The sequence below is a fragment of the Bacillus sp. AK124 genome (assembly GCF_053903085.1).
The window spans coordinates 2,677,026-2,703,567 of record NZ_CP096378.1 but is presented as its reverse complement, the minus strand read 5'-3'; the positions used below and the strand labels follow the sequence as shown (position 1 = coordinate 2,703,567).

Sequence of the window (26,542 nt, the reverse complement as noted above, 5' to 3'; positions counted from 1 at the left end):
GATTGACCCATGGAGGAATTACCGATGAAAAAAGAATTTGCAGTAATTGGACTCGGCCGGTTCGGCGGCAGCATTTGTAAAGCATTGAGTGAAGAAGGGCTTGAGGTAATGGCGATCGACAGAGATGAAGATCGCGTAAACGAATACGCCAAAATTGCCTCACATGCTGTGATAGGAGACACTACAGACGAATCAGTGCTGAAAAACCTTGGACTGCGCAATTTTGACCACGTCATTGTAGCGATCGGGGAGAACATTCAAGCGAGCATTTTGACAACGCTGATTTTGAAAGAGCTTGGTGTGAAAATGATTACCGTCAAAGCTCAAAACGATTATCACGAAAAAGTATTATCCAAAATCGGAGCGGACCGGATCGTTCATCCGGAGCGTGAAATGGGAAAAAGAATCGCCCACAACATCGTCTCCAACAATGTGCTTGATTATCTTGAACTTTCTGATGAGCACAGCCTTGTCGAAATCGCAGCGAACGGCAAACTGGCCGGAAATACGCTGCTTGACCTTGATATCCGGGCCAGATACGGAATTAATATTGTCGCGATCAAGCGGGGGAAAGAAGTCATCGTATCTCCGCTTGCCACCGAAGAGATTCAAAAAGACGATATTTTAATCGTCATCGGCTCAAATCCTGACATTGAGAGATTTGAAAAAAAAGTTTTTCAACATTAAAATGCCATCGATCAGCCGCGGGAACCCCACAGCCCGCGGTTTTTTTGATCTTTTCATTGACTGTTTCAAACGATTCGGCTACGATATTGAACCATATCCATATAAAAATGAGAGGGGACATATATCTTTGGACAATGAGATGTTCATTCACCGGCTTGGCGCCGCCAGTCATCGCAAAAAAGCGGATACTGTAATTAAAAACGGAAAGATCATGGATGTTTTTAATCAGGAATGGTTGAAGACAGACATAGCTATCACAGACGGGGCCATCGTCGGTTTGGGCGATTATGAGGGGGAGAATACCATTGACGCAGAAGGACAAATGATCGTTCCCGGCTTTATCGACGGTCATGTCCACATTGAGTCTTCAATGGTGACGCCGCCCGAATTTGCCAAAGCGGTGATTCCCCACGGTGTAACAACCGTTGTCACCGATCCCCATGAAATCGCGAATGTCTCAGGAGTGAGGGGTCTTGAGTTCATGTTGGAGCAGGCTAAGATGACAAGGCTGAACATTCGTTTTATGCTCCCTTCTTGTGTGCCTGCGGCACCATTTGAAAAATCGGGTGCGGTTTTGAACGCTGCGGATTTACATCCTTTTTACAGCCGCGAAGAGGTGCTCGGGCTTGCGGAAGTGATGGACTATGTGGCCGTTGAAGCGGGAGAGCCGGATATGGTGCAAAAACTCATGGATGCCCATAAAGCGGACAAGCGGATCGACGGACATCTGGCCGGCTTGTCAGCCGGGTTCGTCAATGTCTACAGAGCGGCGGGCGTGCTGACAGACCATGAGGTCACGACACCTGAAGAGGCGCTTGAACGGGTCAGAAGAGGAATGTACGTCATGCTGAGAGAAGGCTCTGCGGCAAAGAATACACGTCATGTTTTGCCTGCGGTTAATGAGAAAAATGCGAGACGCTTCTTTTTCTGTACGGATGATAAGCATTTGGATGAACTGGTCGATGAAGGAAGCATTAACCATCAGGTCAAGCTTGCCATTCAAGAGGGACTTGACCCGTTTCTCGCATATCAAATGGGCAGCCTCAATGCAGCGGAATGCTTCGGGTTAAAGACGAAGGGAGCGGTTGCCCCGGGTTATGACGCAGACCTCCTTTTCATCAGCGATTTTGAGAACGTCAGCATTTCAAAGACGATGATCAACGGCGTGATCTGGAGCGGGGCAGAACAAAGCGAATGGACGGACGGCAAAGCGGCACCTGCTCTGCTCAAATCTGTCCATCTCCCTGATTTACATGAGGATGATCTGGAAATTCCGATCGTTCAAGGGAGTGAAATCAGGGTCATTGACATTATCCCCAATCAGCTTGAAACAAAGCTGTCCCTGACCAAGCCGAAAAGCGGCGCTTTTTTTCAGCCGGATCTGGAAAGCGATCTGTTGAAAATTGCAGTGATTGAGCGCCATCGCGGCGTTAAAGGAATCGGACTCGGCGTTGTCAGGGGCTTCGGTTTAAAAGAAGGCGCCATCGCGACAACGATTTCTCATGATTCCCACAATTTAATCGCTGTCGGTACAAATGATCAAGACATCTTAAAAGCGGTTGAACGTCTCGGAGAAATCGGGGGAGGCCTCACCATTGCAAAAGGAGGGAAGGAGCTTCAATCCGTCGCTCTGCCGATTGCCGGCCTCTTGTCGGACAAACCGCTTGAGACGGTAAACGAAAGCTTAAAATCTCTTCATGTAGCATTAACGGAGACAGGATTTTCAGGAGCGTTTAATCCTTTTCTGACGCTTTCTTTTTTAGCGCTTCCTGTTATCCCCGACATTAAAATGACGACAGAAGGCTTGTTTGATGTTAAAGCGTTTAGGCATATCCCGATTCAACCATAAAAAAACGGATGCACACCGGTGCATCCGTTTTTTGTTCAAGCCGCGATTAGACTTCCATAATAATCGGAAGGATCATCGGGCGGCGTTTTGTTTTTTCGTAGAGGAACGGAGCGAGCGTGTCTGTGATCTCGTTCTTAATTTCAGACCACTGCGTCGTTTTGCGTTCCATCACTTTTTTAAGGTGTCCTGCAATCAGGTCCTGGGCATCGTTGATTAAATCACCGGATTCTCTCATGTAGACAAATCCTCTGGAAATTAAGTCAGGTCCTGCGGACACTTTGAACTCTTTCATGTTGATGCTGACAACGACAATGACAAGCCCTTCTTCAGAAAGAATCCGGCGGTCGCGAAGCACGATGTTCCCGATGTCGCCGATGCCGCTTCCGTCAATATAGACATTGCCTGACGGGATTTTACCTGCGACTGAGGCTTCTTCGCTTGTCAAAGCAAGCACTTCGCCGTTGTCCATAATAAAGCAGTTTTCCTCAGGAATTCCGCAGTCTGTCGCAAGTTTGACGTGCATTTTCTGCATTCTGTATTCACCGTGAATCGGCATGAAAAACTTTGGCTTGATGAGGCGGAGCATCAGCTTTTGCTCTTCCTGTCCGCCATGTCCTGATGTATGAATGTTAGTCACAGCTCCGTGGATGACATCGGCGCCCGCCCGGTAAAGCTGGTTAATTGTGCGACTAACGCTGATTGTATTGCCCGGGATCGGAGATGATGAAAATACGACCGTATCCCCGGGAATGATGGAAATTTGCCGGTGTGTGCCGTTAGCAATTCGGGATAGCGCAGCCATCGGTTCACCTTGGCTTCCGGTACAAAGAATCGTCACTTTGCCGGCAGGAAGCCTGTTGATTTCATTCGCTTCAACAAACGTATTTTTCGGACACTTAATATACCCGAGCGTTTGGCCGATTTCAATCGCCGACTCCATGCTTCGTCCAAATACGGCAACCTTCCGTCCGTTTGCAACAGCTGCTTCGATCACCTGCTGCAGGCGGTGGATGTTTGACGCGAAGGTTGCGAAGATGATCCGCCCTTCAACTTTTCGGAAAATATCATCAATGCTTTCTCCGACTTTGCGCTCTGACATCGTGAAATCAGGGATTTCACTGTTGGTGCTGTCAGAAAGCAGGCAAAGCACGCCTTCTTTTCCGATTTCGGCCATCTTGGTCAAGTTGGCAGGTTCGCCTACCGGTGTAAAATCGAATTTAAAGTCACCGGTATGTACGATGTTTCCTTGCGGTGTTTTTACGACAATCCCGTATGAGTCCGGAATGCTGTGGGTCGTCCTGAAAAAAGAAACCGACGTTTTTCTGAATTTGACGATATCGTCTTCTTCAATGATATGAAGCTTTGTTTGACGCAGCAGACCGTGCTCTTCAAGCTTCTTTCTGAGAAGGCCGATGGCGAGCTGTCCGCCGTAAACGGGAATGTTCACCTGTTTGAGCAGGTACGGAATTCCGCCGATATGGTCTTCGTGGCCGTGCGTAATAAAAAGACCTTTGATTTTTTCTTCGTTTTTGACTAAATAAGTGTAGTCGGGGATGACATAGTCGATTCCGAGGAGCTCGTCTTCCGGAAACTTAATCCCCGCATCGATGAGCACGATCTCGTCCTGAAACTGGACCCCGTACGTGTTTTTGCCGATTTCCCCAAGTCCTCCAAGGGCAAATACAGCCGTTTGATCATTTTTTACAAATTTCATTCATTCATAACTCCAATACTTTAAAATTTTCGCTTTGCTTTTCATATTCTAAAAAAGCGTCTTCAACTTGCTGTATAAACTCAATATTGTAGTTGTATTGTTTTAATTTAGATCTGACTTCACGTTCAGATTGAGCTTCCACAAAAATTGAATCTGTTTTTTCACGAACAGGTACTTCGTCATTGCTTGCTTGATAAAATACCTTATAGATCATCCAAATCTCTCCTTAACTGCCGATTGTTAGACTCATCTTTCTATTATATTCGAAATTGCCTCATAAGAAAAGCGCTTGAGAAAAAAAGGACTCTTCCACATGAGTGAAGGTCCTTTTAGGCAATCGACTTTCTGCGCATCATGCCATTCAGCTGTTTTTTTAATTTTTTCCGCAGTCGGCGTAGCATACGGATTCCTCCTTTCTCTGACTTGTCCGGTCACTACCGTATCTCTTTAGTTCTATTATATGATGAATCCGTCTATTGTTACATGGATATTATTGGCATGTTGATTTTGTTTTGATTTTGGAGTGAAAAGGTTTTCTCGCGTACGCAGTTTTTGTATGATGTACAGGAGAACCATCAATCATACTAGCTAAGGGAGAAGGATTCACTGCCATGGATAAAAAGCTGATTTTCTTTGATATCGACGGAACGATTTATGATCATGATAAACGGATTCCCGACACCGCGAAACAGGCTGTCTCCGATTTAAAAGCGCAAGGCCATCATGTTTTCATCGCATCAGGCCGGGCGCCGTTTATGGTCAGGCCTGTGCTTGAAGAATTGGGCATCGATTCTTTTGTCTCTTATAACGGACAATATGTCGTTTTTGAAGGAGAGGTCATTTATAAAAACCCCATTGCCGAACAGTCACTGGAAGCGCTGCTTGCGCATTCGGACAGCTGCGGCCATCCCCTCGTCTTCATGGGAGAAGAGGGGATGCGCACTACATCTGCCGGCCATCCGTTCGTCCACGAAGGAATCGGCAGCTTAAAAGTCAATCCGCCGGAAGAGGACCGCGCCTATTTTAAAGGTAGGGACATTTTTCAGGTCCTCTTGTTCTGTACGCAAGACGAGGAAGAGCGGTACAGCCGGTTTCAGGAGTTTGATCTCGTCCGCTGGCACGAGCGCTCCACAGATGTGCTGCCTTCTGGCGGTTCGAAAGCGGAAGGAATCAAAAAAGTCATTGAAAAGCTTCCGTTCGACAGAGAGGATACTTACGCGTTTGGAGACGGTCTGAACGACCTGCAGATGATCGAGTTTGCGGGAACCGGAGTGGCGATGGGCAACGCTGTGCCCGAGCTGAAAAAAATAGCCGACTTTGTCACAAAGCCCGTCGATGAAGACGGCATTCAATACGCGGTAGAAGCCCTCGGGCTTTTGAAACCATAAAAAAACGGATCATGTCTGATCCGTTTTTTTATGTGCATTATCTGCCGACAGGCGTTGCGTTTTCGGGTTGTTTCAGAGGGTTTTCTTTGTCGATATGGTCGTAAAACATAATGCCGTTTAAATGATCGATTTCATGCTGGAATACGATTGCCGGAAATCCTTTTAAGCGGATGTCGACGTTTTCGCCATCAAGTGTCGTTCCTTTGACCCGGATCCGTTCATAGCGCGGAACATATCCGGGAATCGGTTCGTCGACAGACAGGCAGCCCTCGCCGCTTGTCAAATAGCATTTTTGAACAGAGTGGCTGACGATCTTCGGATTGAAAAGCGCATAGCTGTAAAGTGTCCCGTCTTCATTTTCGGCATGAACTGCGATCATTCGTTTATTGATATTAATTTGCGGAGCGGCTAGGCCGACACCAGGACGAAGGTTGTACTTTTGAGCGATTTCAGGGTCCTGGCTGTTTTTGACAAACTCGATCATGTTGCTCAGCTGTTTGATTTCTTCTTCGCTAGCTGGCAATTGAACTTCTTCGGCGACGGTTCTTAAAGCGGGGTGCCCGTCGCGGACAATGTTTTCCATTGTGATCAACATCTTCACTCCCAACGATTCATTATGTAAAGTATAGCGGATCTTGCTCTTTTCGCGCAATCTCTGTGCATGATAAAATGACCAGCCGAAGGAGGCTGGTCATGACGGATTCATCAGGGGCTAGCAGCCTAAATAAGCGGCCCCTACAATAATCAGCAAAATAAAGAGAACGACGATCAAAGCGAATGTGCGGCCGTAGCCGTATCCATAACCGCCGCCGTACCCGTATCCAGGGCAGCAATAACCGTACATATGAAGACCTCCTCCGTTATTTTACGCCAGCCTTTTCTTTTTGGTAGGCATGGCGTCTAATATAAATTATGTAAAAGTCCAACGGTTGTATAGTCGAATGCCCAACTTCAAGGAATTTTCCCTAAATGTTTTGGTCTAAAAGCGAAGGCGGCGGCATACCGATCTGATATCGGCTTGTCCATACGCTTTAGACTTCTGTTGTCAAACAAACGAATTCATTTTATAGTGGAATTTGTCGAGATTGGGGGAAGTTCGAAGTGAAATTTTCAAACATGCGGGTGCCAGCAGGCATCGTTGTTCTTTTCACGGCAGCATTTGTACTATCAGGCTGTCTCTGGAAAGATCCTGTCGAGTCTTTTCACGGCTCGCTGGAGAAGATCGTGGAATTGGAAGAGCCTTTTAAACAAGAGCAGGGTTCCCTTAAAAGTCTGGAAAAGGCCGAATCTAAGCTTTACGAGGAAATGATCAGGCTCAATATGGATGATTTTGACCGAATCGCTGCGCTCTCCGACAAAGCGCTCAAGAAAGCCGGAAACCGCGAGAAGCACTTGAATTCTGAGAAAGAAAGCATAGACGAAGCAAAGCAGGAGTTTGAAGCGAATAAAGCGTCGGCGGAAAAAATCGAAGATCAGAAGGTCAGGAAAAAAGCTGAGAACGCTGCTTCTTTTATGGAAAAGCGCTACAAAGCCTACGACTCGCTTTATGACGCCTATCAGAACGCAATCGGCCTTGACAAAGAGCTGTACAAGCTGCTCAAAAACAAAGGTCTTAAACTGGATGACCTTGAGGCACAGCTGAAAAAAATCAATCAATCGTATGACAAAGTGCTGAAAGAAAGCAAACATTTCAATGAGTATACAAAGGATTACAACAAAGCCAGAAAGGATTTTTACAAGGCTGCGGGATTTGAGATGAAAGAGGGCTGAATATTCAGCCCTCTTTTTTCGACAAAATCTGTATTGCTATTGTAATACAGAATGCTGTCTATACTAGAACAGTTTGAAACAGTCTGAACAGCGCTGAAACAGAAATTCAGTAAAGCGAATACATTTATTGAATTTCAGGAATGAAATCGATTGACGAGCATGATCGACTGGTGTAAACTTAGCCTTGGTGGAACTTGTTGTATTAGTTTGTCATAAACTATAAATGATACAGTTTTAGAACGCGTTGTGCTGTCCTTACATAAAAGTTTCGACAACCATCAAAGCGGCTAATAAGAAATAAATATGAGTTGCGCCCGTCAATTTAGGACACCCTAATTCTGTATGTATAAGGGATACACGTCTATGACTGTCAAAAGAAAGGAAGAGGTGACTTTATATGGCTGCAAAAACGAAAAAAGCAATCGTTGATAGCAAAAAGCAATTCGATGCCATTAAAAAGCAGTTCGAAACGTTTCAAATTTTGAATGAAGAAGGCGAAGTCGTTAATGAAGCGGCAATGCCTGATCTATCTGATGATCAATTAAAAGAATTAATGCGCCGCATGGTGTATACACGCATTTTGGATCAGCGTTCTATTTCTTTGAACAGACAAGGCCGCCTTGGCTTCTACGCGCCGACTGCCGGTCAGGAAGCGTCTCAAATTGCTACGCATTTCGCGCTTGAAAAAGAAGACTTTGTTCTTCCGGGCTACCGTGATGTTCCGCAGCTGATCTGGCACGGACTTCCGCTTTATCAAGCATTCTTGTTCTCTCGTGGACATTTCCGCGGCAACCAAATGCCGGATGATGTCAATGCGCTGTCGCCGCAAATTATTATCGGTGCGCAATACATCCAGACGGCTGGTGTTGCACTCGGCTTGAAAAAACGCGGCAAACAGGCTGTGGCGATCACTTATACTGGAGACGGCGGTGCTTCCCAAGGTGACTTCTACGAAGGCATCAACTTTGCCGGTGCGTATAAAGCTCCAGCTATTTTCGTTGTTCAAAACAACCGCTATGCGATTTCTACACCTGTTGAGAAGCAATCAGCAGCTCAAACAATCGCACAAAAAGCTGCGGCTGCAGGTATCGTCGGCGTTCAAGTAGACGGCATGGATGCCCTTGCTGTATTCGCTGCGACACGCGAAGCACGCGAGCGCGCTGTAAACGGCGAAGGCCCTACCCTGATCGAAACGCTTTGCTTCCGTTACGGTCCTCATACTATGGCCGGTGACGACCCGACGAAATACCGTACGAAAGAAATCGAGAATGAGTGGGAGCAGAAAGATCCGCTTGTCCGTTTCCGCAAATTCTTGGAAAACAAAGGCCTTTGGTCTGAAGAAGAAGAAAGCAAGGTAATTGAAGAAGCGAAAGAAGAAATCAAGCAGGCGATCAAAAAAGCTGACGAAGAGCCGAAGCAAAAAGTGACCGACCTGATCGACATCATGTATGAAGAGCTTCCTTACAACCTTGCAGAACAAAAGGAAATTTATAAAGAGAAGGAGTCGAAGTAAGCCATGGCGCAAATGACAATGATTCAAGCAATCACTGATGCGTTACGCACAGAACTGAAAAATGACGAAAATGTCTTAGTTTTCGGAGAAGACGTCGGTGTTAACGGCGGCGTGTTCCGTGCGACTGAAGGATTGCAAAAAGAGTTTGGTGAGGATCGCGTATTTGACACTCCTCTTGCTGAATCTGGTATCGGCGGCCTTGCACTCGGCTTAGGCTTACAAGGCTTCCGTCCTGTAATGGAAATTCAATTTTTCGGCTTTGTGTACGAAGTGATGGACTCAGTTTCCGGACAAATGGCACGGATGCGCTACCGTTCCGGCGGCCGCTGGACTTCACCAGTGACAATCCGCTCTCCGTTCGGCGGCGGTGTTCATACGCCTGAACTTCACGCGGACAGCTTGGAAGGACTCGTTGCACAGCAGCCTGGACTTAAAGTCGTCATTCCTTCAACTCCGTACGATGCTAAAGGACTTTTAATCTCCGCGATCCGCGATAACGATCCGGTTGTCTTCCTTGAGCATATGAAACTTTATCGTTCATTCCGTCAGGAAGTTCCTGAAGAGGAATACACAATTGAAATCGGCAAAGCCGATGTGAAACGCGAAGGAACAGACCTTTCCATCATCACATACGGAGCGATGGTTCACGAGTCATTAAAAGCTGCGGAAGAGCTTGAAAAAGAAGGCGTATCTGCTGAGGTTGTCGACCTTCGCACAGTCAGCCCGCTTGACATCGACACGATCATCGCATCTGTGGAAAAAACAGGCCGCGCGATCGTCGTTCAAGAGGCGCAAAAACAGGCTGGAGTGGCTGCAAACGTTGTTGCCGAAATCAACGACCGCGCGATTTTGAGCCTCGAAGCTCCGGTGCTTCGCGTCACTGCTCCTGATACGGTATTCGCATTCTCTCAAGCTGAAAGCGTATGGCTTCCAAACCATAAAGACGTGCTTGAAACTGCGAAAAAAGTATTGGAATTCTAATAAGATCTGAACAATAAGGGAAAAGCTGATACCAGCCTTTTTCCCTTCATGCATTTCCACAGTCAGTCGGAGAAACTGTAGCCGTCTACTGACAGTCAGCCTAAATAAGCAGGCTGACCATTATATCAACTACGTAATAATCTTAGGAGGTCGAAAACTGTGGCATTTGAATTTAAACTTCCGGATATCGGGGAAGGAATCCACGAAGGCGAAATCGTAAAATGGTTCGTCAAGCCAAACGACGAGGTAAACGAAGATGACGTTTTGGCAGAGGTCCAAAACGATAAAGCAGTTGTAGAAATTCCTTCACCTGTTAAAGGAAAAGTATTAGAATTAAAAGTTGAAGAGGGAACAGTCGCAACCGTTGGGCAGACAATCATCACATTTGATGCACCAGGTTACGAAGATCTTCAATTCAAAGGCGACGAATCAGGCGAAGCGAAAGCGGAAGAAGCTGACAAACAAGAAACTGATGCACCAGCAGAAGCAGCGGAAGCAAACGAGCAAGCGGATGCAGATCCGAATAAGCGCGTCATTGCAATGCCATCTGTACGCAAGTATGCCCGTGAAAAAGGCGTTGATATCGTGAATGTTTCAGGTTCGGGCAAAAATGGCCGCGTTCTGAAAGAAGATATCGACAGCTTCTTAAACGCAGGAACTGCCGGAAACGCTCAGGCTGCTCAAGCTGAAGAAAAAGCAGAGCCTGCTGCACAAAAACCTGCAGCGGCGGTTCAAGTGCCTGAAGGCGAATTCCCTGAAACACGCGAGAAAATGAGCGGAATCCGCAAAGCCATCGCAAAAGCTATGGTCAACTCAAAACATACCGCTCCACACGTTACACTAATGGACGAAGTCGATGTGACAAATCTTGTCGCTCACCGCAAGCAGTTTAAACAAGTTGCGGCTGATCAAGGAATTAAGCTGACTTACCTGCCTTACGTGGTAAAAGCTTTAACATCAGCTCTGAAAAAATATCCAGTCCTGAATACATCAATTGACGACAATACAGATGAAGTGATTCAGAAGCACTACTACAACATCGGTATTGCGGCAGACACTGACAAAGGCCTGCTTGTGCCGGTCGTTAAAAATGCGGACCGCAAAGCTGTTTTTGAGATTTCAAATGAAATCAACGAACTTGCGACAAAAGCACGCGACGGCAAACTTGCTCCTGCTGAAATGAAAGGCGCTTCTTGCACAATTACGAATATCGGCTCTGCCGGCGGGCAATGGTTCACACCGGTTATCAACCATCCGGAAGTTGCGATCCTTGGAATCGGCCGCATTGCTGAGAAAGCTGTCGTTCGTGACGGCGAAATCGTCGCTGCACCTGTTCTGGCTCTTTCTCTAAGCTTCGACCACCGTATGATCGACGGCGCAACTGCACAAAACGCATTAAATCACATCAAGCGTTTGCTGAACGATCCACAATTAATTTTAATGGAGGCGTAATGTAATGGTAGTAGGAGATTTCCCTATTGAAACAGATACTCTTGTCATTGGTGCGGGACCTGGCGGCTATGTAGCTGCCATCCGCGCTGCTCAGCTTGGACAAAAAGTAACAATCGTTGAAAAAGGCAATCTTGGAGGCGTATGTCTGAATGTCGGATGTATCCCTTCAAAAGCGCTGATCAATGCAGGCCACCGCTATGAGAATGCAAAGCATTCTGAAGAGATGGGGATCACTGCTGAAAACGTAAAAGTTGACTTTACAAAAGTTCAAGAATGGAAAGCCTCTGTCGTTAATAAGCTTACCGGCGGTGTGGAAGGCCTTCTGAAAGGCAACAAAGTCGACATCGTAAAAGGCGAAGCGTACTTTGTAGACAGCAATTCTGTACGCGTGATGGATGAGAATTCAGCTCAGACATACACGTTCAAAAATGCGATCATTGCAACGGGTTCTCGCCCTATCGAATTGCCAAACTTCAAATATAGCGACCGCGTACTGAATTCAACAGGCGCGCTTGCACTGAAAGAAATTCCTAAGAAGCTCGTTGTCATCGGCGGCGGCTACATCGGAACTGAGCTCGGTACTGCATATGCAAACTTCGGCACTGAAGTTGTCATTCTTGAAGGCGGAGAAGAAATCCTTCCAGGCTTTGAGAAGCAAATGAGCTCTCTTGTTAAACGCAACCTGAAGAAAAAAGGCAACGTTGAAATCCATACAAAAGCTATGGCTAAAGGCGTAGAAGAAAAAGCTGACGGCGTAACCGTTACGTTCGAAGTGAAAGGCGAAGAGCAAACGATCGATGCGGACTACGTACTTGTCACTGTCGGCCGCGTTGCAAACACGGACGAGCTTGGACTTGAACAAGTAGGCGTTGAAATGACGGACCGCGGCATCATCAAAACGGACAAACAATGCCGTACAAACATTCCGAACATCTATGCGATCGGTGACATCATCGAAGGTCCTCCGCTTGCACATAAAGCTTCTTATGAAGGTAAAATCGCTGCTGAAGCGATTGCCGGAGAAGCAGCGGAAATCGACTATCTCGGAATTCCTGCGGTCGTCTTCTCTGAGCCTGAACTTGCATCTGTAGGTTACACTGAAGCACAGGCTAAAGAAGAAGGTCTTGCAGTGACTGCAGCCAAATTCCCGTTTGCTGCAAACGGACGTGCGCTGTCATTAAACGAAACTGACGGTTTCCTTAAACTTGTAACACGCAAAGAAGACGGTTTAGTCATCGGTGCACAAATTGCCGGAGCAAGCGCTTCTGACATGATTTCTGAGCTGAGCTTGGCAATCGAAGCAGGCATGACTGCTGAAGATATCGCCATGACAATCCATGCTCACCCTACATTGGGAGAAATCACAATGGAAGCTGCAGAAGTTGCCATTGGCATGCCGATTCACGTTGTAAAATAATTAAATAAAAAAACCCCCTATCAGGGGGTTTTTTTATGTATTTTAGCAATCGCTCAAGATAGAAAATCCCCTAGCACATACACAGGGGATTTTTAATGCTTCAATTCTTTTTGAAGAAGCTTTACAATTTTATCTTTATCTTTTATTTTTCCTTCAATTTTAACCAGTACTTTTTTATCATGAACAAGCAGCAAGCTTGGAAAGATTTTAACCTCTTTTTTCCACTGGCCTTTTTCATGTGAAATTTCCATATTTGAAACCTGTTCGGGAAATTCTTTTTTTAAATCCAAAAGCGCATCATAGTAAGCCACTTCCTGCCCCATATGCTCGTCATCGGAAAAAAAGATGAGCTTGAGGTGGCGTTGGTTGGCGCTTTGCTGCTGCTCATGGTCAGGCATGATGTGAGATAAAGAACATCCACTCGTCAAAAAAAGGAAACAAATTGCGGCGGTGAATATCGCTCGAAACCACATGACGTCTCCTCACCTCTCTATATAATGCAAGCCGATTTTCCTGTTCGATTAGTAAACAATTCCTATTTTATCATGATAATTGAAATAATCTTTCGTTGTTACCCATTTGTTACACAATTGATAACTGCTGTTTTATTTATGAGACGTTGCAGATTGAACGGATTTGATGGGTACATAGTCGGAATCAGCAGGGAAGCGTTCTGCATAAGCTTTAAGCAGGAATACATATATAACATGAATGGCCTTTTTTTTGAAAAAAGAGCAAAAATGACTTAAATGTGTTATACAATTAACCATTGACAATATTAATGTGACATAATATTATAAAGGTAACAAATTTAAACGCCTCCATTTTGAAAAGAAAAGGGGAATGAAAGATGGGCACGATCGTTTGTCAAGACTGCAATGAAACCATTCAGCATTTTGAAGATGAGAAAGTGACGATTCTTTACGGAACGTGCGGACAGTGCAACTGCCATCTTAGAGAGGAAGAATAGAAAAAAGCATGCGGCCATTTATAGTGCCGCATGCTTTTCTGTTTTTTACAGGATTGCTTGCTGTTCTTTAATGACGCGGATCATATGGAGGGTGTCATCTTCCGGTCCCTGAACAGGCAGCCCTGCTTCGAGGTTCTTTTCGATGTAGTTGATATTATCCTCGGTAATGATCTCGCCTGGAATGAAGATCGGTATCCCTGGCGGATAAACCATCACAAATTCGGCAATGATTCTGCCGGCGGCTTTTTTAAACGGAATGATTTCCGTATTTGCATAAAAAGCGTCACGCGGTGTCATTGCAAGCGCTGGAATGTTTGGCAGAAGCACTTCAGGCTTGCGTCTGTTTTCCGCAGCAGAGGCGGCCTGCTGAGCGATGTCGGCTAAGCCTTTGATCAGCGCATCCGCATCCTCTTTCCGGTCTCCCGGTGTAAAAATGCACAGGATGTTGTATAAGTCAGAAAGCTCCACTTCGATTTGACATGACTCGCGCAGCCATTTTTCCACATCATGCCCGGTCAGCCCGAGGTCTTTCACAGATATGATCAATTTGGTCGGATCATAGTTAAAAGCCGCTTTGGAGCCGAGGATTTCCCTCCCGACGCATGAAATACCGTTGATTTCATTGATGCGATCCCTTGTTTCATCAGCGAGCTTAATCGTTTGTTCGATCAGTTCGTGTCCTTCTGTGGCTAAGCGTTTTCTTGCGACATCAAGTGAAGCGAGCAATAAATAGGAGGTCGATGTCGTCGTCAGCATGCTTAAAATCGATTGAACTCTTTCTTTTGAAACAAGACCTTCTTTCATATTGAGAATCGAGCTCTGTGTAAGGGATCCTCCGAGCTTATGAACGCTCGTCGCCGCCATATCCGCTCCGGCCTGCATGGCAGAAAGAGGCAGATCTTCGTGGAAATGGATGTGAACGCCGTGTGCTTCGTCAACAAGCACAGGGATATGAAATGAATGAGCCAGCTCCACGATGCTTCTTAAGTCTGCAGCTATGCCGAAATAAGTCGGGTTGATGACTAGAAGCCCCTTTGCGTCAGGATGCTCAAGCAGCGCTTTTTTCGCTGATTCAGGGGTGATTCCGTGTGAAATTCCCAACTCATCGTCAATTTCCGGATGGATGAAGATCGGTACTGCGCCTGAGAAGACGATCGCTGACATGACCGATTTATGAACATTTCTTGGCACGATGATTTTGTCTCCGGGGCCGCATACGGCCATGACCATCGTCATGATGGCGCCGCTCGTTCCCTGGACGGAAAAAAACGTGTAGTCGGCTCCGAATGCTTCAGCCGCCAGATCCTGCGCCTGTTTGATGATTCCTTTCGGTGCGTGCAGATCGTCGAGAGGCTCGATATTGATTAAATCTATGCTTAATGCGTTTTCTCCGATAAACGCCCTGAATTCAGGGTCCATCCCGGAGCCTTTTTTGTGCCCGGGTATATGGAACTGGATCGGGTTTTTGCCGGCGTGTTTTTTTAATCCGGTATATAGGGGTGTTTCGTGCTGCAACAATTGTTTTCCCACCTTCATGATAAACCTGCTATTTCCTTAAAGACTATTCTTTATCAAAAATCGTTGAGTTATTTTGCGTTTTTGCTTGATGGCATAAAACAAATGAATTATATTATGTTCTTGAAAGAATGTAAAGAACATTTTATCATCTTTAAGGCTTCTCTGTCCCTTTGGATAGTCGCAAAAAAGAAAACCAATACTAAAGCCAAACAAGCCGTCAGGCCGAACTGCACAAGGAGATGAACCAAATGGAAGAAGGATACCAATATCCGATGAATGAAGACTGGAGCACAGAGGAAGCGATAGACGTTATATCGTTTTTTCAGACGGTTGAGCTCGCTTATGAAAAAGGCGTTGAGCGCGATGTACTAATGAGTGCTTACCGCCGCTTTAAAGAAATCGTTCCGGGAAAAGCGGAGGAAAAAAAGCTCTGCAGCCAGTTTGAAGAAGCGAGCGATTACTCTCCGTATCAGGCAGTCAAAAAAGCAAAGGAACAAACGGAAAATACGAAAATTAAAATGTAATGAGAAAATCCAAAACAAAAAGGGATGGGCACAACAGGCCATCCCTTTTTGTTTAAACCGATACTTTCTGCGTCAGGCGGTAAAGGAAGGCGAGCTTTTCAAAAGCCGCTTCGATTTCGGATAGAAACGCCTCTTCGCTCATTTGCAGCACTTCGTCTTTTGCAAGCTGAATACCGCAAAGTGCTTCTGCTTTCTTCACGTTGACGAGCCGTTCAAACAGGTTCTCCAGCTCTTTATCGTCCATCTCAGACTGTCTTATGACGCCCGGTTTCGTATGATCGGCCGACCAGACAAAACGGCTTGGAATGTTGCTTTCAATGTCCGGCAGATGCTTTTTAAACAGCTGGCCGTATTCCTGCTTGAGAGGAGACTCATAGATCAATGCAAACCATACGAACACGTGGGTTTCCCATAAACCAATTTGGAAATGAGGCAGCTTTTTATAGCCGCGCTTATTGTTTGCAAAAGCAACCCAGCTGTCGTCCGGCGGATTGACCGAGCGGCGCGCGTGCTTTGCGACGTGGACAAACATTTCATCTCCTGTCAATGCGGACAGTACAGGCGCAAAATGATCGCCGAGCCCTTCAAGTTTCGGGCGCACGGTTTCTTTCAGAACGCTCATCCGCGCATCTAAACCTTCTATTGTAAATGTACGAAAATCCTCTTCAGTAAAACGCAGACTGCTCATTGTGTTCCTCCTTGTCCAATCAGTAAAGATATTGTATCACAGTCGGCTTTTCAAACAAAAAATTACGTTTCGCTTCGCGGATTTTGGGGAATCGTTAGGTAAACACACAATTTTTAGAATAACGTTGCGAATGTTTGAGCACTTCATACGATATGAATAAGAAATTAATATAAATCACGCTTAGGACTAAAACCAGAAGGATTCTCTTTGACATCAATTTTCTCTGGAGGGGGCGTAGGGCACATGAAACCAATTGTGAAACAAGGATTGAAAGAGGAAAAAGACAATCGGGCCGCTGTTTGGAGGCTTGAGGTCGATTATGAACTTGCAACGCTTTTTGAAGCCATGGAAAAAAAGGATGAAACCCAAATCGAGTTGAGCAAGCGCAAACTGGAACGACTCAGAAAAGAATGGATTAGATTATATGGTTGAAACCATAATAAAAACGAACCGTTTGAGAGGTTCGTTTTTATCTGGGCCGCCTGATCATTTGTCATTTTTCTTGATTTTTCCCGGCTAATATCAGTATGCTATGAATAAATCAACAGGTATACATAGAAAAGAGGTAGTGTGATGACAAACTGGAAGGAAATCGACCGCCTGGCGAAAAGCTGGGTGAAAGAAGCTGGTCAGAGAATTCAGCAGTCAATGAAAGAAAAGATGACAATCGAAACGAAATCGAATCCAAATGACCTTGTCACAAACATTGACAAGGAAACAGAGCGTTTTTTCATTGAAAAAATCCAATCGGTTTTTCCGGATCATCATATTCTTGGCGAAGAAGGCCAGGGGGACAAGCTTACATCTTTGGATGGCATCGTTTGGATCATCGATCCGATCGATGGCACGATGAACTTTATTCATCAAAAACGCAATTTTGCGATTTCAATCGGCATTTTTGAAAACGGAAAAGGCAAAATCGGTTTGATTTATGATGTGACTCACGACGAGCTTTATCATGCTTTTCAAGGCGAAGGTGCTTACATGAATGATACAAAGCTCGGCAAGATGAAAGAAGTGCCGCTTGAAGAATCGATTCTGGCCATCAATGCGACATGGATCACCGAGAACAGACGGATCGATCCAAGCGTATTATCTCCGCTTGTCAAGCGCGTCAGAGGGACCCGGTCATACGGTTCAGCGGCTTTGGAACTTGCTTATGTTGCAGCCGGCAGAATGGATGTGTATGTGACGATGAGACTCGCTCCTTGGGATTACGCCGCCGGCTGCATCCTGCTTGATGAAGTCGGCGGAACATATACGACAATTGACGGGAAGCCGCTCAATTTTCTTGAAAACCACAGCATCGTAGCCGGCAATCCGGCAGCTCACCGGGCGATTTTCAACGAATATTTGCCGCATGAATAGCAGGTCTTTCTCTTCTTCCGATTTCGCCTTTTTTGAGGAGCTGGCCGAAGCAAGCCCCGGGTGGGCGAAGGAAGAGCTTGACGGAAACAGCCTGGAACGCTATATGAGTGCTTATGCGATGTATAACGGTGAATGGCTCGTGTGGGAAGACAGGGGCCTGCCGGCGGCTCTGAGCTTTCATCTCGAATGGGCGCCTTCTAACGGCAAGCCTTGGCTCGGAACGCTTCTTGTCCATCCCGATTTCCGCCAAAAAGGCCGGGCAAAAGAAGTGATTGAAACGATCGGCAAACGTTTGAAAGAAAAGGGACATAAAGCGTTGTTTGCGGCGGTGCCATATGAAAAGGACGCGTGGCTGAACATGCTCGCCTGTTCGGGATTTGAACAGCTGAAAACGGAAAAAGATAAAGAGGGAAAACGATATTTGATTATGGTGTTGCCCCTTGCTTGATGCTTCAATGAGACTTGTTTGACAACAGGTCTCATTTTTTTATGATTTTTTGAAACATAATGCTACTTCGTTTGTCTATGATGATGAGGCCTTAATTTGATGTAAAGGAATTGTGGTGGAAATTGATTGAACTATTCAGTGATTATGTGCTCCATTTTGAACGTTATTTTATTTTAAGCAGGCAGAGCATGCTTGTCATTCAGTGGTGTTTGACAGGCCTTGCCCTTCTGTATGTCGTGTCATTTCATCCGAAAGTGAGCAGGCGGCGCCTCTTTTTTTACGCAGGCATCGCGCTCAGGCTGATTTTGGTAGGCGCCCTTTCGTTTGAATTGGCTCACCAAATGAAAGCCGCTGAGTTTTCAAACCTGTACATAGAAGAACAAGATGCGCTCCTGCCTTTTATGCAGTTTTTGCTGTTCGGCTATATTTTGCTTGTCTCATTTCATTATATGATGACACTCGCAGAAAAAGGGGGCAAGGGGCTGTTTTTTGCATTTGACATTGCGGTGATGACGATGCCGTTTTTCCAATCGCTGTTCGGCTCTGCTGTCTATTTAAAGGAAAACGGGGCTGATCTCGAACAATTGCTGCTTGTATTGGTGCTGCTCATCGGGGTTCCGGGGCTGATGATCTGCTTGTTTTTTCAGCTTTATTGGAAAAGAAACCGTTACGTTCTCCTTTTGATTTTTTACATTGTGACGATCGGCGGTTTCTTCATCAAAAAGCTCGGCTACGAATTTTTTCCGCTGAACGTATTTCTGACCATGCTCGGTTTTCTTATGACATATCACTTGCTGAATGGCTCGAGAAAGCCTTTTTTGATGGTGAAGCGTGTTTTAGCCGCGGGCACCGCCGTATTTTTCACACTACTTCTTAACCCTTTTTACAATTTGGCAGATGCCGCTTTTACAATCTCACACCCTGAGGTTTCAGACGTGGTTGATGCCAATTTTCAACCTGTTTCGGTTAAAGAAGCGAAGCAGACTGTCAGCTCGTTTTTTCCGACGGACAGCTTGATCTATTTGTCAGCCACCAACCAGGATTTTCACAACGTTTATCATTTTAAAACGAAGGATTACGAGGCGTACGTTGACGGCTGGACGGGGGTGATCACCAATTATTACAATCAAAAAGAGCCTAGCGGGAATATCCTGTCCGATCAGGCGTATATCAAGCGGTCGAAGCAATTTCTGCGGGAACACGGCCGCGAACTTGACAAACAAATCAAGGCAAAAGTAAGCCGTGATGACGACGAAGCTACTGTTGAATTTTACCGTGAAGGCCAGGATCCTGAATTAAGCACAATGGGGTTTACTTGGAGGAAGGAAACACTGATAGGTTTTTCCGAAGACACGTCTGTTTACAACTTAGAAAGCGTGAAACAAGCCCGCGTTTCTGGTCAGGATATCGAGCGGGGTGTTGAAGCGGTCTATCGTAAGCTGGGTATACCCGTCTCAGCTTATCAGCTGACAGATATTGATTTATTATTTCCATCCAGCCTCAACTCGGCATCCATAAACGTGAAGACAAGCGACGGAACGGAGATGGCGTTCCATCCTGTAACAGGTGCATTAACGGCTATTACGTTCACATCTGAAAGCGCCTTGCCTTATCGCGGACAAGAGCTCGAAAAACGCTTGCTTTCATTATTTGATCAAGACCTTTCTCAGCTGAAAAGGGTGGAGTTAGAAAAGGATCTGATAGAATTTCAGAAAAAAGAAAGCGATGCTGTATTAAATACGAGCTGGACCATGACGAAGCATGAAGAGGGAGCTTATCTGACGGTGAGAAAATATTTTCGCAAAGCGGATGAAAAGCCCCCCTACACATATGCAGACGGGGAAAAGGCTTTTCGGAAAGTGTCTGAACACTATCAAAAAGGGTTGGTTTATTATAAACGGACGAAGCTTGTGATTGTTTCAGACGGGGATCAAAAGAGCCGGTATGCGTGGCTTGTCATCATCCAGCCGTTCGGCTCAAACGAACATGATGCATACTTGGTTGATGCCTTAACAAATGAGGTGAAACAATTTGATGACAAGTGAAGAAAAAAAAGCGGTGTTTCTTGATTTGTATGAGCTCTATCAAGAAGGTGAACTGGAAGAGGAAACCGTGATCTGGATGAAAGAGCATGAGCAGCTTTTTCAAGGCCAGGCTGAAGAGGCAGCAGTCGAGAATAGAACGCTTCCCGGCATACAAAAGGCAGATGATCGTCAGCAGCTCCGTCATATCATGGTTTTTGTTTACTCGTTGTATGGTGCTTTCCTGCTCCTTTCGATTTGGATGACGGTGTGGTTTTTTTTCTAAATGGCTTCCAATAAAAAACAGACGATTGAAGAACTGTACAGGGAATATTATCATGACATTATGTACTATTTGTACAGGCGAACCCATCAGCTTGAGACGGCGAAAGACCTGGCACAGGATACGTTTCTGAAAGCTTTTGCGGGCCTGGAGTCTTTCAGAGGCCATTCCTCGATCAAAACATGGCTGTATACGATCGCGCATCATACGTTTATCAACTGGTACAGAAAAGATAAAAAAATCCGGTTTTCCGATGTGACGGCCTGCGGCGACATGGAACAGCACACGTTTGAAATGCCTGAGCGCCATTTGGCAAACGCCATAAGGCAGGAGGAGCTGAAACATCACATTGACCGGCTGAAAGAACATTACCAGACCGTACTTATTTTAGGAGAGTTTCAGGAGCTTTCCTATGAGGAAATAGCGGAAGTGCTCGATTGGAAACTGTCAAAGGTAAAAACCAATCTTCACCGGGCCCGCCTTGAGCTGAAAAAAAGCTTGGAAGGCAGGGAGGTTTAACAATATGAAATGTCATCTTGTGAGAGATTTACTGCCTCTATACATAGAAGGCGATTGCAGCCGCAAAACGGAACATTTGGTTATGGCGCACATCAAAACGTGTGCAGATTGCCGGGAAATGTATGACATGATGAGGGAACCTGTCAATTTTCATGATGACGACAGATTGCCAACGGAAGCAGGAGAAGCGGAAGAACAAAAATTCAGGAAAGCATACTATCAAAGGCTGATTCTCAAAGGGGCAGCGCTTTTTGGCGGAGGCTACTTGCTGATGCTTTTGATTTATTTATTCTTTTTATAAGAACTGGCGGGCAACCTGCCGCCAGTTTTTTTGGAATTTAATAATCAAAAGCCCCTTCAGCCGGAAGGGGCTCTTTTTTATTCAAGCAGGCCTTTTTCGCGCATTCTTTTTTTGAGAGTAAAACCGCTCCCCATAATGACGATCAGAATTGCGACGGCAATTGCGACGCCGGCAGCGCTTTTTTCGGCGACTGCAACGCCGATCATCATGATGCTGATCACTGCAGCAAGTGCGAATAATAAGAATATCCATTTGATTTGTTTCACTGTTTTCCCATCCCCTTAGTATGAAGTCTACTCTTAGTTTACAGAAAATCGCGCTGAATAGAAAGGGTCAACCGAAGCTGGATATTTGAAAGAAATTGAAATAACTTCGTTCGTCAGTTATAATATGAAAGATTATCTAAATTTTTTAGGAGATGAAAATGTGAAACTTCGAGAAGATCTTCGCAATATCGCTATTATCGCCCACGTTGACCATGGAAAAACGACGCTTGTGGATCAGCTCCTCCATCAGGCTGGCACATTCCGTGCAAATGAAAACGTGGCGGAGCGCGCCATGGATTCCAATGACTTGGAAAGAGAGCGCGGCATTACGATTTTAGCGAAAAATACAGCGATTAACTATAAAGATACACGCATTAATATTTTGGATACTCCGGGACACGCAGATTTCGGCGGGGAAGTTGAGCGGATCATGAAAATGGTCGACGGCGTTCTGCTTGTTGTTGACGCTTATGAAGGCTGCATGCCGCAAACCCGCTTTGTGCTGAAAAAAGCACTTGAGCAAAACTTGACGCCAATCGTTGTTGTCAATAAGATCGACCGCGATTTTGCCCGGCCTGAAGAGGTCGTTGACGAAGTGCTCGATTTGTTTATCGAGCTTGATGCCAATGAAGAACAGCTTGAATTCCCGGTTGTTTACGCTTCTGCGATCAACGGCACCGCTTCAGCTGATCCGAAGCAGCAGGATGAAAATATGGAAGCTTTATTCGAAGCGATTGTCAACCATATTCCTTGTCCTGTCGATAACCATGAGGAGCCTTTGCAGTTCCAGGTCGCTCTGCTTGACTACAATGATTATGTCGGCCGTATCGGAATCGGACGCGTGTTCAGAGGAACGATGAAGGTCGGACAGCAAGTTGCTTTAATGAAGCTTGACGGTTCTATCAAGCCGTTCCGCGTAACGAAAATCTTCGGTTTCCAGGGCTTGAAAAGAGTCGAAATTGAAGAAGCGAAAGCCGGCGACCTTGTCGCGGTATCAGGAATGGAAGACATCAATGTCGGAGAGACCGTCTGCCCGATTGAGCATCAAGAGGCGCTTCCGGTTCTGCGCATTGACGAGCCGACGCTTCAAATGACGTTCGCGGTTAACAACAGTCCTTTTGCCGGTCGCGAAGGAAAATATGTCACGGCCAGGAAGATTGAAGAGCGCCTTGAACAGCAGCTTCAGACAGATGTCAGCCTTCGAGTCGATCCGACGCCATCTCCTGACGCCTGGGTCGTATCCGGTCGCGGTGAGCTGCATTTGTCGATTTTAATCGAAAACATGCGCCGTGAAGGCTTTGAACTGCAAGTATCGAAGCCGGAAGTCATCATTAAAGAAATCGACGGCGTTCGCTGTGAGCCTGTTGAACGTGTGCAAATCGATGTGCCTGAAGAGCATACCGGATCTGTAATGGAATCAATGGGCGCGCGCAAAGGTGAAATGATCGACATGATCAATAACGGAAACGGGCAGGTCCGCCTGATTTTCAACGTTCCTTCACGCGGATTAATCGGCTACTCAACCGAATTCCTTTCCCTTACACGCGGTTTCGGGATTTTAAACCATACGTTTGACAGCTATCAGCCTGTTGAGCCTGGGCAAGTCGGCGGACGCCGCCAAGGTGTGCTTGTTTCAATGGATACCGGGAAAGCTTCAGCTTACGGCATTCAAGGCGTTGAAGAACGCGGCGTGATTTTTGTCGAGCCGGGCACAGAAGTATATGAAGGCATGATCGTCGGCGAGCACAACCGTGAAAACGACCTTGTCGTCAACATCAATAAAATGAAGCAGCAGACAAACGTGCGCTCAGCGACGAAAGATCAGACGGTCAGCATGAAAAAACCGCGTATCATGTCGCTTGAAGAATCGCTTGAATACTTGAACGAGGATGAGTACTGCGAAGTCACGCCTGAATCCATCAGATTGAGAAAGAAAATTCTCGACAAAAACGAACGCGAAAAAGCAGCGAAAAAGAAAAAGCTGGCAGGATTGTCGTAACATTTGCAGAACCTAAAAAAAGAGCAACCCAACTAAGCAAAGGGGAGGGGAATCTTTTTGACTGATGTAAGTGAACGGCTGTCGTTTTTTGCCGCTCTTTATAAAGTGGACCAGAATCCTGAGGCGGGAATGTGGTGGCTTTATGCCACCATCTTCGTCCTGTCTGCGGTCGTCTTTAAACTGGGGTTCGCCAAACGGCTGCCGCTGTTGAAAACGGCGATCATTTACTTTTTTCTGGCGCTAGGCTGTACGTTTTTAACTTTTTTCGGCGTTTTTCTGCCGGTTGGAGAAGGGCTGATCGTAGCCGTTTTAATCCTTTCGATTTACAAAATCCGTCTGCACCGTTCGAAAAAAGAGCAGACGGGGGCGAATACGTAGAAAAGACATAGCCAAAGAAGGCTATGTCTTTTTTGTATCCGCCAGAAAATCCGCTGTTAATAAGTCCCGAAACAAAGCCCTGGCAAAAAGAATCTCATCTGCTGAATACCGGCTTAAAAATCGTTTAAACCTTTGTTCGATTTTTTCGTGCTCACGCTGGTGAAGGTGATGAATACTTCTCCCTTTATGGCTTAAGCGGAAGTAGATTTCTTTTTTATTGTCGCTGAGCTGTGTCTTGCTGACGAGGCCTTTTTCGGTCAGCTTTGCGGTGATCCTTGAGACCGTCGCTTTTGAAAATCCCATTTTCTCGGAAATCGAGGTGACGTTGATCGGTTCGTGGTCGCCAATGCAGCTGATCGTATGGATGTCAGACATGTTGAGTTTCAGTTCAGCTCCGAATTCGCGTTCCATCTTTTTCATTTCAGCGGAGATGCGCTCTTTCATGACGGTTTCTTGCTGCTCTTGCTGATGAATGAGCCTGATGTACAAATCGAATATTTCTTGTTTTGCGTGTGTTAAATGCTCCATGCAGAAAATCGGCTCCTTTAATCGATGTTTCTGCTTTGATTATATCATTTTGTTGCGCATGAAACAAAATGATTAAACAGACTGAATGTGAGAGTTCCCGCACCAGCGGTGGATACCATCGGCAATCAATTGCTCCGCGTTTTCCATGGATTCGTCGACAGCCCAGGCCACGTGGCCGTCGGGACGGATCAGCGCTGCTTTTACCCCATTCCATTCAGGCCTGCCGTCAATTGCTTTCACTTGTATACGGCGGACGTGAGGAATGGTGGAAAATTCCTTCGTTTCTATCCCGAATGCTGCTAATAAAAAGCGTCCATCACGGAGAAAAGTGTAGAGCCGTTTGACAGTACCATCTGAAAGGGTCAGATCGATATCTGGGAGACGTTTTCCGTTCAGCTCATGTTCAGGCATCTTTTCATCTGCTTTGTATTTCACGCTGAGCGCCGCAATTTGTTCTGCCAGATAGCGATTGACGTCTGAAAATCCGAGAATGCCGGATAATAATTCGCGGAGGTACAGGCCTTCACGTGTAAAATCAAACAGCTTTGTTTGGATTTGTGTATTGACGAGCAGCGCTTCCCCGACAGTATGTCTTTCATTATGGTAACTGTCAAGCAGCCAGTCGGGGCACCGTCCGTTGATCTTTGCTGCGAGCTTCCAGCCAAGGTTCATTGCGTCCTGAAGTCCGACATTTAAACCTTGCCCTCCTGCAGGAAAATGAATATGCGCGGCATCTCCAGCCAAGAAAATTCTGCCGGAGCGGTAATGCTCTGCCAACTTGCTGGCATTTCCGAAGCGGGACATCCAAACCGGGCTGTCAATTCCAAAGTCCGTGCCGCAGATGCGGTTGAGTTCTTTTTTTAATTCTTCCAGTGTGACGGGCTCGTGAAGCAAAGCTTGAGGCATGTGCGGCGCCGTTATGAGGACGCGGAAAATGCCGTCGTCTAAAGGCACGATCACAACGCCGCCTTCACGGTTCACGCAAGTATAAAAATGCGATTCCGGCGGATTTTCAAGCGACACATCCGCAAGCATTGCGGTGATATTCGCATCAGTTCCTGAAAAAGCGATACGCGCCTGCTTGCGGATGGTACTTCCGGCTCCGTCAGCACCGACGATATAGGAAGCGGTTAGAAAGGACAGGCCGTCGGGTCCCTGGACGACGAGCTCGGCCGTTTCCTCATACTCGCGGAAAGCGAGAACTTCATGATCGCGAAGGATGCAGACACCGAGATTTCGCGCATGTTCCTCAAGCACCTTCTCGGTTTCGTACTGAGGGATGATCAATGTAAAATTGGCTTGCGTATCAAGCGCAGAAAAGTCCAATCCAGTCTTTAGACCGGCAAAATGCCCCGAAGGGCTCGGCTTGCCAATTTCCTTAAACCGTTCTCCAAGCCCCCTCATTTCAAGTATTTCGATTGAGCGCGGATGCAGCGTGAGCGCTTTTGAGAATGGCGAAGGCTCTTTCAGCCGTTCGACAATACAGGTCCGGACACCGGCCAAAGCCAGCTCGGAAGCCGTCATCAGACCGACGGGGCCGCCGCCTGCAATCAGTACATCAAAATCCATGATGAATCACTCCTTTTTTGTTACGTATGAAACAATTTTAACATACTACAAATGAAAATGTTTATCAACTATAATCTTTAATTTTGTTACTCGTGTAACAAAAAAGCCGATAAAAAAGCATGGAGCTTGTCCATGCTTTCATGACTTGATCTGCTCTTTATCTTTTCTGTGCGGATATAGCTTAAAACGGCCGGTTTTCATCCGGTTTTCTGTTTTGATTTTAATTCGTTCGCTGCATTCATGGCACATATAAGTATGTATCGGCCGGTTTCGGAGACGTTTGGCAATGAGTGTGTCATCATCGATTTTTTCGATTTTGTCACACAATGAACACTTTACCCTCACTTGATTCACCTCGCTTACGATTCATTATACCTTAATCAATCGGACA

The 26,542-nt window shown here is 46.0% G+C and carries 30 protein-coding genes; 19 read left to right on the top strand and 11 right to left on the bottom strand.

Going from position 1 to position 26,542, the window contains the following annotated elements:
• The first annotated feature begins 24 nt into the window (after window positions 1-24).
• Together M1E06_RS13510 and ade are read left to right on the top strand one after the other, a co-directional pair.
• Complete coding sequence (locus M1E06_RS13510) at window positions 25-687, top strand: potassium channel family protein (RefSeq protein WP_020451237.1); 663 nt, start codon at window positions 25-27, stop codon at window positions 685-687.
• A 127-nt stretch (window positions 688-814) separates the two neighbouring features.
• The gene (gene ade, locus M1E06_RS13505; protein ID WP_020451238.1) at window positions 815-2,536 is read left to right on the top strand and encodes an adenine deaminase; all 1,722 of its coding nucleotides are present in this window, start codon (window positions 815-817) and stop codon (window positions 2,534-2,536) included.
• A 46-nt stretch (window positions 2,537-2,582) separates the two neighbouring features.
• Here ade and rnjA read toward each other — a convergent pair whose 3' ends face one another.
• Window positions 2,583-4,250, bottom strand: coding sequence for a ribonuclease J1 (gene rnjA / locus M1E06_RS13500; protein ID WP_020451239.1), 1,668 nt, complete (start codon window positions 4,248-4,250; stop codon window positions 2,583-2,585).
• A gap of 4 nt (window positions 4,251-4,254) precedes the next feature.
• Window positions 4,255-4,464, bottom strand: a complete 210-nt coding sequence (locus M1E06_RS13495; protein WP_020451240.1) for a DNA-dependent RNA polymerase subunit epsilon — start codon at window positions 4,462-4,464, stop codon at window positions 4,255-4,257.
• 397 nt (window positions 4,465-4,861) lie between these two features.
• Here M1E06_RS13495 and M1E06_RS13490 point away from each other — a divergent pair, with 397 nt between their 5' ends.
• On the top strand, window positions 4,862-5,638 hold the full coding sequence (locus tag M1E06_RS13490) for a Cof-type HAD-IIB family hydrolase (RefSeq protein ID WP_020451241.1): 777 nt from the start codon (window positions 4,862-4,864) through the stop codon (window positions 5,636-5,638).
• A gap of 37 nt (window positions 5,639-5,675) precedes the next feature.
• Here M1E06_RS13490 and def read toward each other — a convergent pair whose 3' ends face one another.
• Both def and M1E06_RS13480 read right to left on the bottom strand, forming a co-directional pair.
• Window positions 5,676-6,230 (bottom strand): peptide deformylase, encoded by a 555-nt coding sequence (gene def / locus M1E06_RS13485; RefSeq protein WP_025811364.1) that lies wholly within the window; start codon window positions 6,228-6,230, stop codon window positions 5,676-5,678.
• A gap of 120 nt (window positions 6,231-6,350) precedes the next feature.
• Complete coding sequence (locus M1E06_RS13480) at window positions 6,351-6,482, bottom strand: YjcZ family sporulation protein (protein WP_003181399.1); 132 nt, start codon at window positions 6,480-6,482, stop codon at window positions 6,351-6,353.
• 257 nt (window positions 6,483-6,739) lie between these two features.
• Here M1E06_RS13480 and M1E06_RS13475 point away from each other — a divergent pair, with 257 nt between their 5' ends.
• From M1E06_RS13475 to lpdA, 5 genes are all read left to right on the top strand, one after another.
• On the top strand, window positions 6,740-7,408 hold the full coding sequence (locus M1E06_RS13475; protein WP_020451243.1) for a YkyA family protein: 669 nt from the start codon (window positions 6,740-6,742) through the stop codon (window positions 7,406-7,408).
• A gap of 397 nt (window positions 7,409-7,805) precedes the next feature.
• The gene (gene pdhA / locus M1E06_RS13470) at window positions 7,806-8,921 is read left to right on the top strand and encodes a pyruvate dehydrogenase (acetyl-transferring) E1 component subunit alpha (protein WP_216904275.1); all 1,116 of its coding nucleotides are present in this window, start codon (window positions 7,806-7,808) and stop codon (window positions 8,919-8,921) included.
• Window positions 8,922-8,924: 3 nt separating this feature from the next.
• Window positions 8,925-9,902, top strand: a complete 978-nt coding sequence (gene pdhB, locus M1E06_RS13465; protein WP_020451245.1) for a pyruvate dehydrogenase complex E1 component subunit beta — start codon at window positions 8,925-8,927, stop codon at window positions 9,900-9,902.
• Between the two features lie 159 nt (window positions 9,903-10,061).
• Window positions 10,062-11,354, top strand: coding sequence for a dihydrolipoamide acetyltransferase family protein (locus M1E06_RS13460; RefSeq protein WP_020451246.1), 1,293 nt, complete (start codon window positions 10,062-10,064; stop codon window positions 11,352-11,354).
• 4 nt (window positions 11,355-11,358) lie between these two features.
• A complete protein-coding gene (lpdA, locus tag M1E06_RS13455) occupies window positions 11,359-12,771 on the top strand; it encodes a dihydrolipoyl dehydrogenase (protein ID WP_020451247.1) in 1,413 nt (470 codons plus the stop codon).
• A gap of 92 nt (window positions 12,772-12,863) precedes the next feature.
• Here the strand turns inward: lpdA and M1E06_RS13450 are convergent, their stop codons facing one another.
• Entirely contained in the window at window positions 12,864-13,244 is a 381-nt protein-coding gene (locus M1E06_RS13450) for a hypothetical protein (RefSeq protein WP_020451248.1), read from the bottom strand.
• A gap of 377 nt (window positions 13,245-13,621) precedes the next feature.
• On the opposite strand from M1E06_RS13450, the gene M1E06_RS13445 reads away from it, so the two are divergent.
• Window positions 13,622-13,741, top strand: coding sequence for a GapA-binding peptide SR1P (locus M1E06_RS13445; RefSeq protein ID WP_020451249.1), 120 nt, complete (start codon window positions 13,622-13,624; stop codon window positions 13,739-13,741).
• Between the two features lie 45 nt (window positions 13,742-13,786).
• On the opposite strand, the gene M1E06_RS13440 is transcribed toward M1E06_RS13445, so the two are convergent.
• Window positions 13,787-15,259 (bottom strand): aminotransferase class I/II-fold pyridoxal phosphate-dependent enzyme, encoded by a 1,473-nt coding sequence (locus M1E06_RS13440; RefSeq protein WP_095290397.1) that lies wholly within the window; start codon window positions 15,257-15,259, stop codon window positions 13,787-13,789.
• 248 nt (window positions 15,260-15,507) lie between these two features.
• On the opposite strand from M1E06_RS13440, the gene M1E06_RS13435 reads away from it, so the two are divergent.
• Entirely contained in the window at window positions 15,508-15,783 is a 276-nt protein-coding gene (locus M1E06_RS13435; RefSeq protein WP_020451251.1) for a UPF0223 family protein, read from the top strand.
• A 52-nt stretch (window positions 15,784-15,835) separates the two neighbouring features.
• Here the strand turns inward: M1E06_RS13435 and M1E06_RS13430 are convergent, their stop codons facing one another.
• Entirely contained in the window at window positions 15,836-16,471 is a 636-nt protein-coding gene (locus M1E06_RS13430; protein WP_050820754.1) for a YktB family protein, read from the bottom strand.
• Between the two features lie 243 nt (window positions 16,472-16,714).
• Here M1E06_RS13430 and M1E06_RS13425 point away from each other — a divergent pair, with 243 nt between their 5' ends.
• From M1E06_RS13425 to M1E06_RS13395, 7 genes are all read left to right on the top strand, one after another.
• Window positions 16,715-16,903 carry a hypothetical protein gene (locus M1E06_RS13425; protein ID WP_020451253.1) on the top strand — a complete coding sequence of 63 codons (189 nt, stop codon included), beginning with the start codon at window positions 16,715-16,717 and terminating at the stop codon, window positions 16,901-16,903.
• Between the two features lie 141 nt (window positions 16,904-17,044).
• Window positions 17,045-17,839: an inositol monophosphatase family protein gene (locus tag M1E06_RS13420; protein ID WP_020451254.1), complete on the top strand. Its 795-nt coding sequence runs from the start codon at window positions 17,045-17,047 to the stop codon at window positions 17,837-17,839.
• Window positions 17,832-18,287 carry a GNAT family N-acetyltransferase gene (locus M1E06_RS13415; protein WP_048350112.1) on the top strand — a complete coding sequence of 152 codons (456 nt, stop codon included), beginning with the start codon at window positions 17,832-17,834 and terminating at the stop codon, window positions 18,285-18,287. The genes M1E06_RS13420 and M1E06_RS13415 overlap by 8 nt, the downstream gene beginning before the upstream one ends.
• A gap of 122 nt (window positions 18,288-18,409) precedes the next feature.
• The gene (locus M1E06_RS13410) at window positions 18,410-20,332 is read left to right on the top strand and encodes a hypothetical protein (protein WP_048350113.1); all 1,923 of its coding nucleotides are present in this window, start codon (window positions 18,410-18,412) and stop codon (window positions 20,330-20,332) included.
• Window positions 20,322-20,594, top strand: coding sequence for a hypothetical protein (locus tag M1E06_RS13405; RefSeq protein WP_020451257.1), 273 nt, complete (start codon window positions 20,322-20,324; stop codon window positions 20,592-20,594). Before M1E06_RS13410 ends, M1E06_RS13405 begins: the two co-directional genes overlap by 11 nt.
• Window positions 20,595-21,110, top strand: coding sequence for a sigma-70 family RNA polymerase sigma factor (locus tag M1E06_RS13400; protein ID WP_048350114.1), 516 nt, complete (start codon window positions 20,595-20,597; stop codon window positions 21,108-21,110). It abuts the gene before it with no gap.
• Window positions 21,111-21,114: 4 nt separating this feature from the next.
• Window positions 21,115-21,411, top strand: a complete 297-nt coding sequence (locus M1E06_RS13395; protein WP_020451259.1) for an anti-sigma factor family protein — start codon at window positions 21,115-21,117, stop codon at window positions 21,409-21,411.
• 77 nt (window positions 21,412-21,488) lie between these two features.
• Here the strand turns inward: M1E06_RS13395 and M1E06_RS13390 are convergent, their stop codons facing one another.
• Window positions 21,489-21,677, bottom strand: coding sequence for a YlaF family protein (locus tag M1E06_RS13390; RefSeq protein WP_020451261.1), 189 nt, complete (start codon window positions 21,675-21,677; stop codon window positions 21,489-21,491).
• Between the two features lie 160 nt (window positions 21,678-21,837).
• Between M1E06_RS13390 and typA the strand changes: the two genes are divergently transcribed.
• Together typA and M1E06_RS13380 are read left to right on the top strand one after the other, a co-directional pair.
• Window positions 21,838-23,676: a translational GTPase TypA gene (gene typA / locus M1E06_RS13385; protein WP_020451262.1), complete on the top strand. Its 1,839-nt coding sequence runs from the start codon at window positions 21,838-21,840 to the stop codon at window positions 23,674-23,676.
• Between the two features lie 57 nt (window positions 23,677-23,733).
• Window positions 23,734-24,054, top strand: coding sequence for a YlaH-like family protein (locus tag M1E06_RS13380; RefSeq protein WP_003181448.1), 321 nt, complete (start codon window positions 23,734-23,736; stop codon window positions 24,052-24,054).
• Window positions 24,055-24,075: 21 nt separating this feature from the next.
• On the opposite strand, the gene M1E06_RS13375 is transcribed toward M1E06_RS13380, so the two are convergent.
• The 3 genes from M1E06_RS13375 to M1E06_RS13365 all read right to left on the bottom strand — a co-directional run bounded on the left by M1E06_RS13375 (window position 24,076) and on the right by M1E06_RS13365 (window position 26,496).
• Entirely contained in the window at window positions 24,076-24,582 is a 507-nt protein-coding gene (locus M1E06_RS13375) for a MarR family transcriptional regulator (RefSeq protein WP_023857268.1), read from the bottom strand.
• A 72-nt stretch (window positions 24,583-24,654) separates the two neighbouring features.
• Window positions 24,655-26,151 carry a monooxygenase gene (locus tag M1E06_RS13370; protein WP_020451264.1) on the bottom strand — a complete coding sequence of 499 codons (1,497 nt, stop codon included), beginning with the start codon at window positions 26,149-26,151 and terminating at the stop codon, window positions 24,655-24,657.
• Between the two features lie 138 nt (window positions 26,152-26,289).
• On the bottom strand, window positions 26,290-26,496 hold the full coding sequence (locus M1E06_RS13365; RefSeq protein ID WP_003181456.1) for a YlaI family protein: 207 nt from the start codon (window positions 26,494-26,496) through the stop codon (window positions 26,290-26,292).
• Between the last annotated feature and the right edge of the window lie 46 nt (window positions 26,497-26,542).

Excerpts from the sequence above, each read along its gene's own strand:
- pdhA (WP_216904275.1), top strand. The coding sequence starts at position 7,806 with ATGGCTGCAAAAACGAAAAAAGCAATCGTTGATAGCAAAAAGCAATTC.
- M1E06_RS13420 (WP_020451254.1), top strand. The coding sequence starts at position 17,045 with ATGACAAACTGGAAGGAAATCGACCGCCTGGCGAAAAGCTGGGTGAAA.
- M1E06_RS13375 (WP_023857268.1), bottom strand. The coding sequence starts at position 24,582 with ATGGAGCATTTAACACACGCAAAACAAGAAATATTCGATTTGTACATC.
- M1E06_RS13370 (WP_020451264.1), bottom strand. The coding sequence starts at position 26,151 with ATGGATTTTGATGTACTGATTGCAGGCGGCGGCCCCGTCGGTCTGATG.
- M1E06_RS13400 (WP_048350114.1), top strand. The coding sequence starts at position 20,595 with ATGGCTTCCAATAAAAAACAGACGATTGAAGAACTGTACAGGGAATAT.
- pdhB (WP_020451245.1), top strand. The coding sequence starts at position 8,925 with ATGGCGCAAATGACAATGATTCAAGCAATCACTGATGCGTTACGCACA.
- M1E06_RS13445 (WP_020451249.1), top strand. The coding sequence starts at position 13,622 with ATGGGCACGATCGTTTGTCAAGACTGCAATGAAACCATTCAGCATTTT.
- M1E06_RS13495 (WP_020451240.1), bottom strand. The coding sequence starts at position 4,464 with ATGATCTATAAGGTATTTTATCAAGCAAGCAATGACGAAGTACCTGTT.
- M1E06_RS13405 (WP_020451257.1), top strand. The coding sequence starts at position 20,322 with ATGACAAGTGAAGAAAAAAAAGCGGTGTTTCTTGATTTGTATGAGCTC.
- M1E06_RS13490 (WP_020451241.1), top strand. The coding sequence starts at position 4,862 with ATGGATAAAAAGCTGATTTTCTTTGATATCGACGGAACGATTTATGAT.
- M1E06_RS13510 (WP_020451237.1), top strand. The coding sequence starts at position 25 with ATGAAAAAAGAATTTGCAGTAATTGGACTCGGCCGGTTCGGCGGCAGC.
- M1E06_RS13435 (WP_020451251.1), top strand. The coding sequence starts at position 15,508 with ATGGAAGAAGGATACCAATATCCGATGAATGAAGACTGGAGCACAGAG.
- M1E06_RS13450 (WP_020451248.1), bottom strand. The coding sequence starts at position 13,244 with ATGTGGTTTCGAGCGATATTCACCGCCGCAATTTGTTTCCTTTTTTTG.
- M1E06_RS13425 (WP_020451253.1), top strand. The coding sequence starts at position 16,715 with ATGAAACCAATTGTGAAACAAGGATTGAAAGAGGAAAAAGACAATCGG.
- M1E06_RS13415 (WP_048350112.1), top strand. The coding sequence starts at position 17,832 with ATGAATAGCAGGTCTTTCTCTTCTTCCGATTTCGCCTTTTTTGAGGAG.
- lpdA (WP_020451247.1), top strand. The coding sequence starts at position 11,359 with ATGGTAGTAGGAGATTTCCCTATTGAAACAGATACTCTTGTCATTGGT.
- rnjA (WP_020451239.1), bottom strand. The coding sequence starts at position 4,250 with ATGAAATTTGTAAAAAATGATCAAACGGCTGTATTTGCCCTTGGAGGA.
- M1E06_RS13480 (WP_003181399.1), bottom strand. The coding sequence starts at position 6,482 with ATGTACGGTTATTGCTGCCCTGGATACGGGTACGGCGGCGGTTATGGA.
- M1E06_RS13395 (WP_020451259.1), top strand. The coding sequence starts at position 21,115 with ATGAAATGTCATCTTGTGAGAGATTTACTGCCTCTATACATAGAAGGC.
- M1E06_RS13430 (WP_050820754.1), bottom strand. The coding sequence starts at position 16,471 with ATGAGCAGTCTGCGTTTTACTGAAGAGGATTTTCGTACATTTACAATA.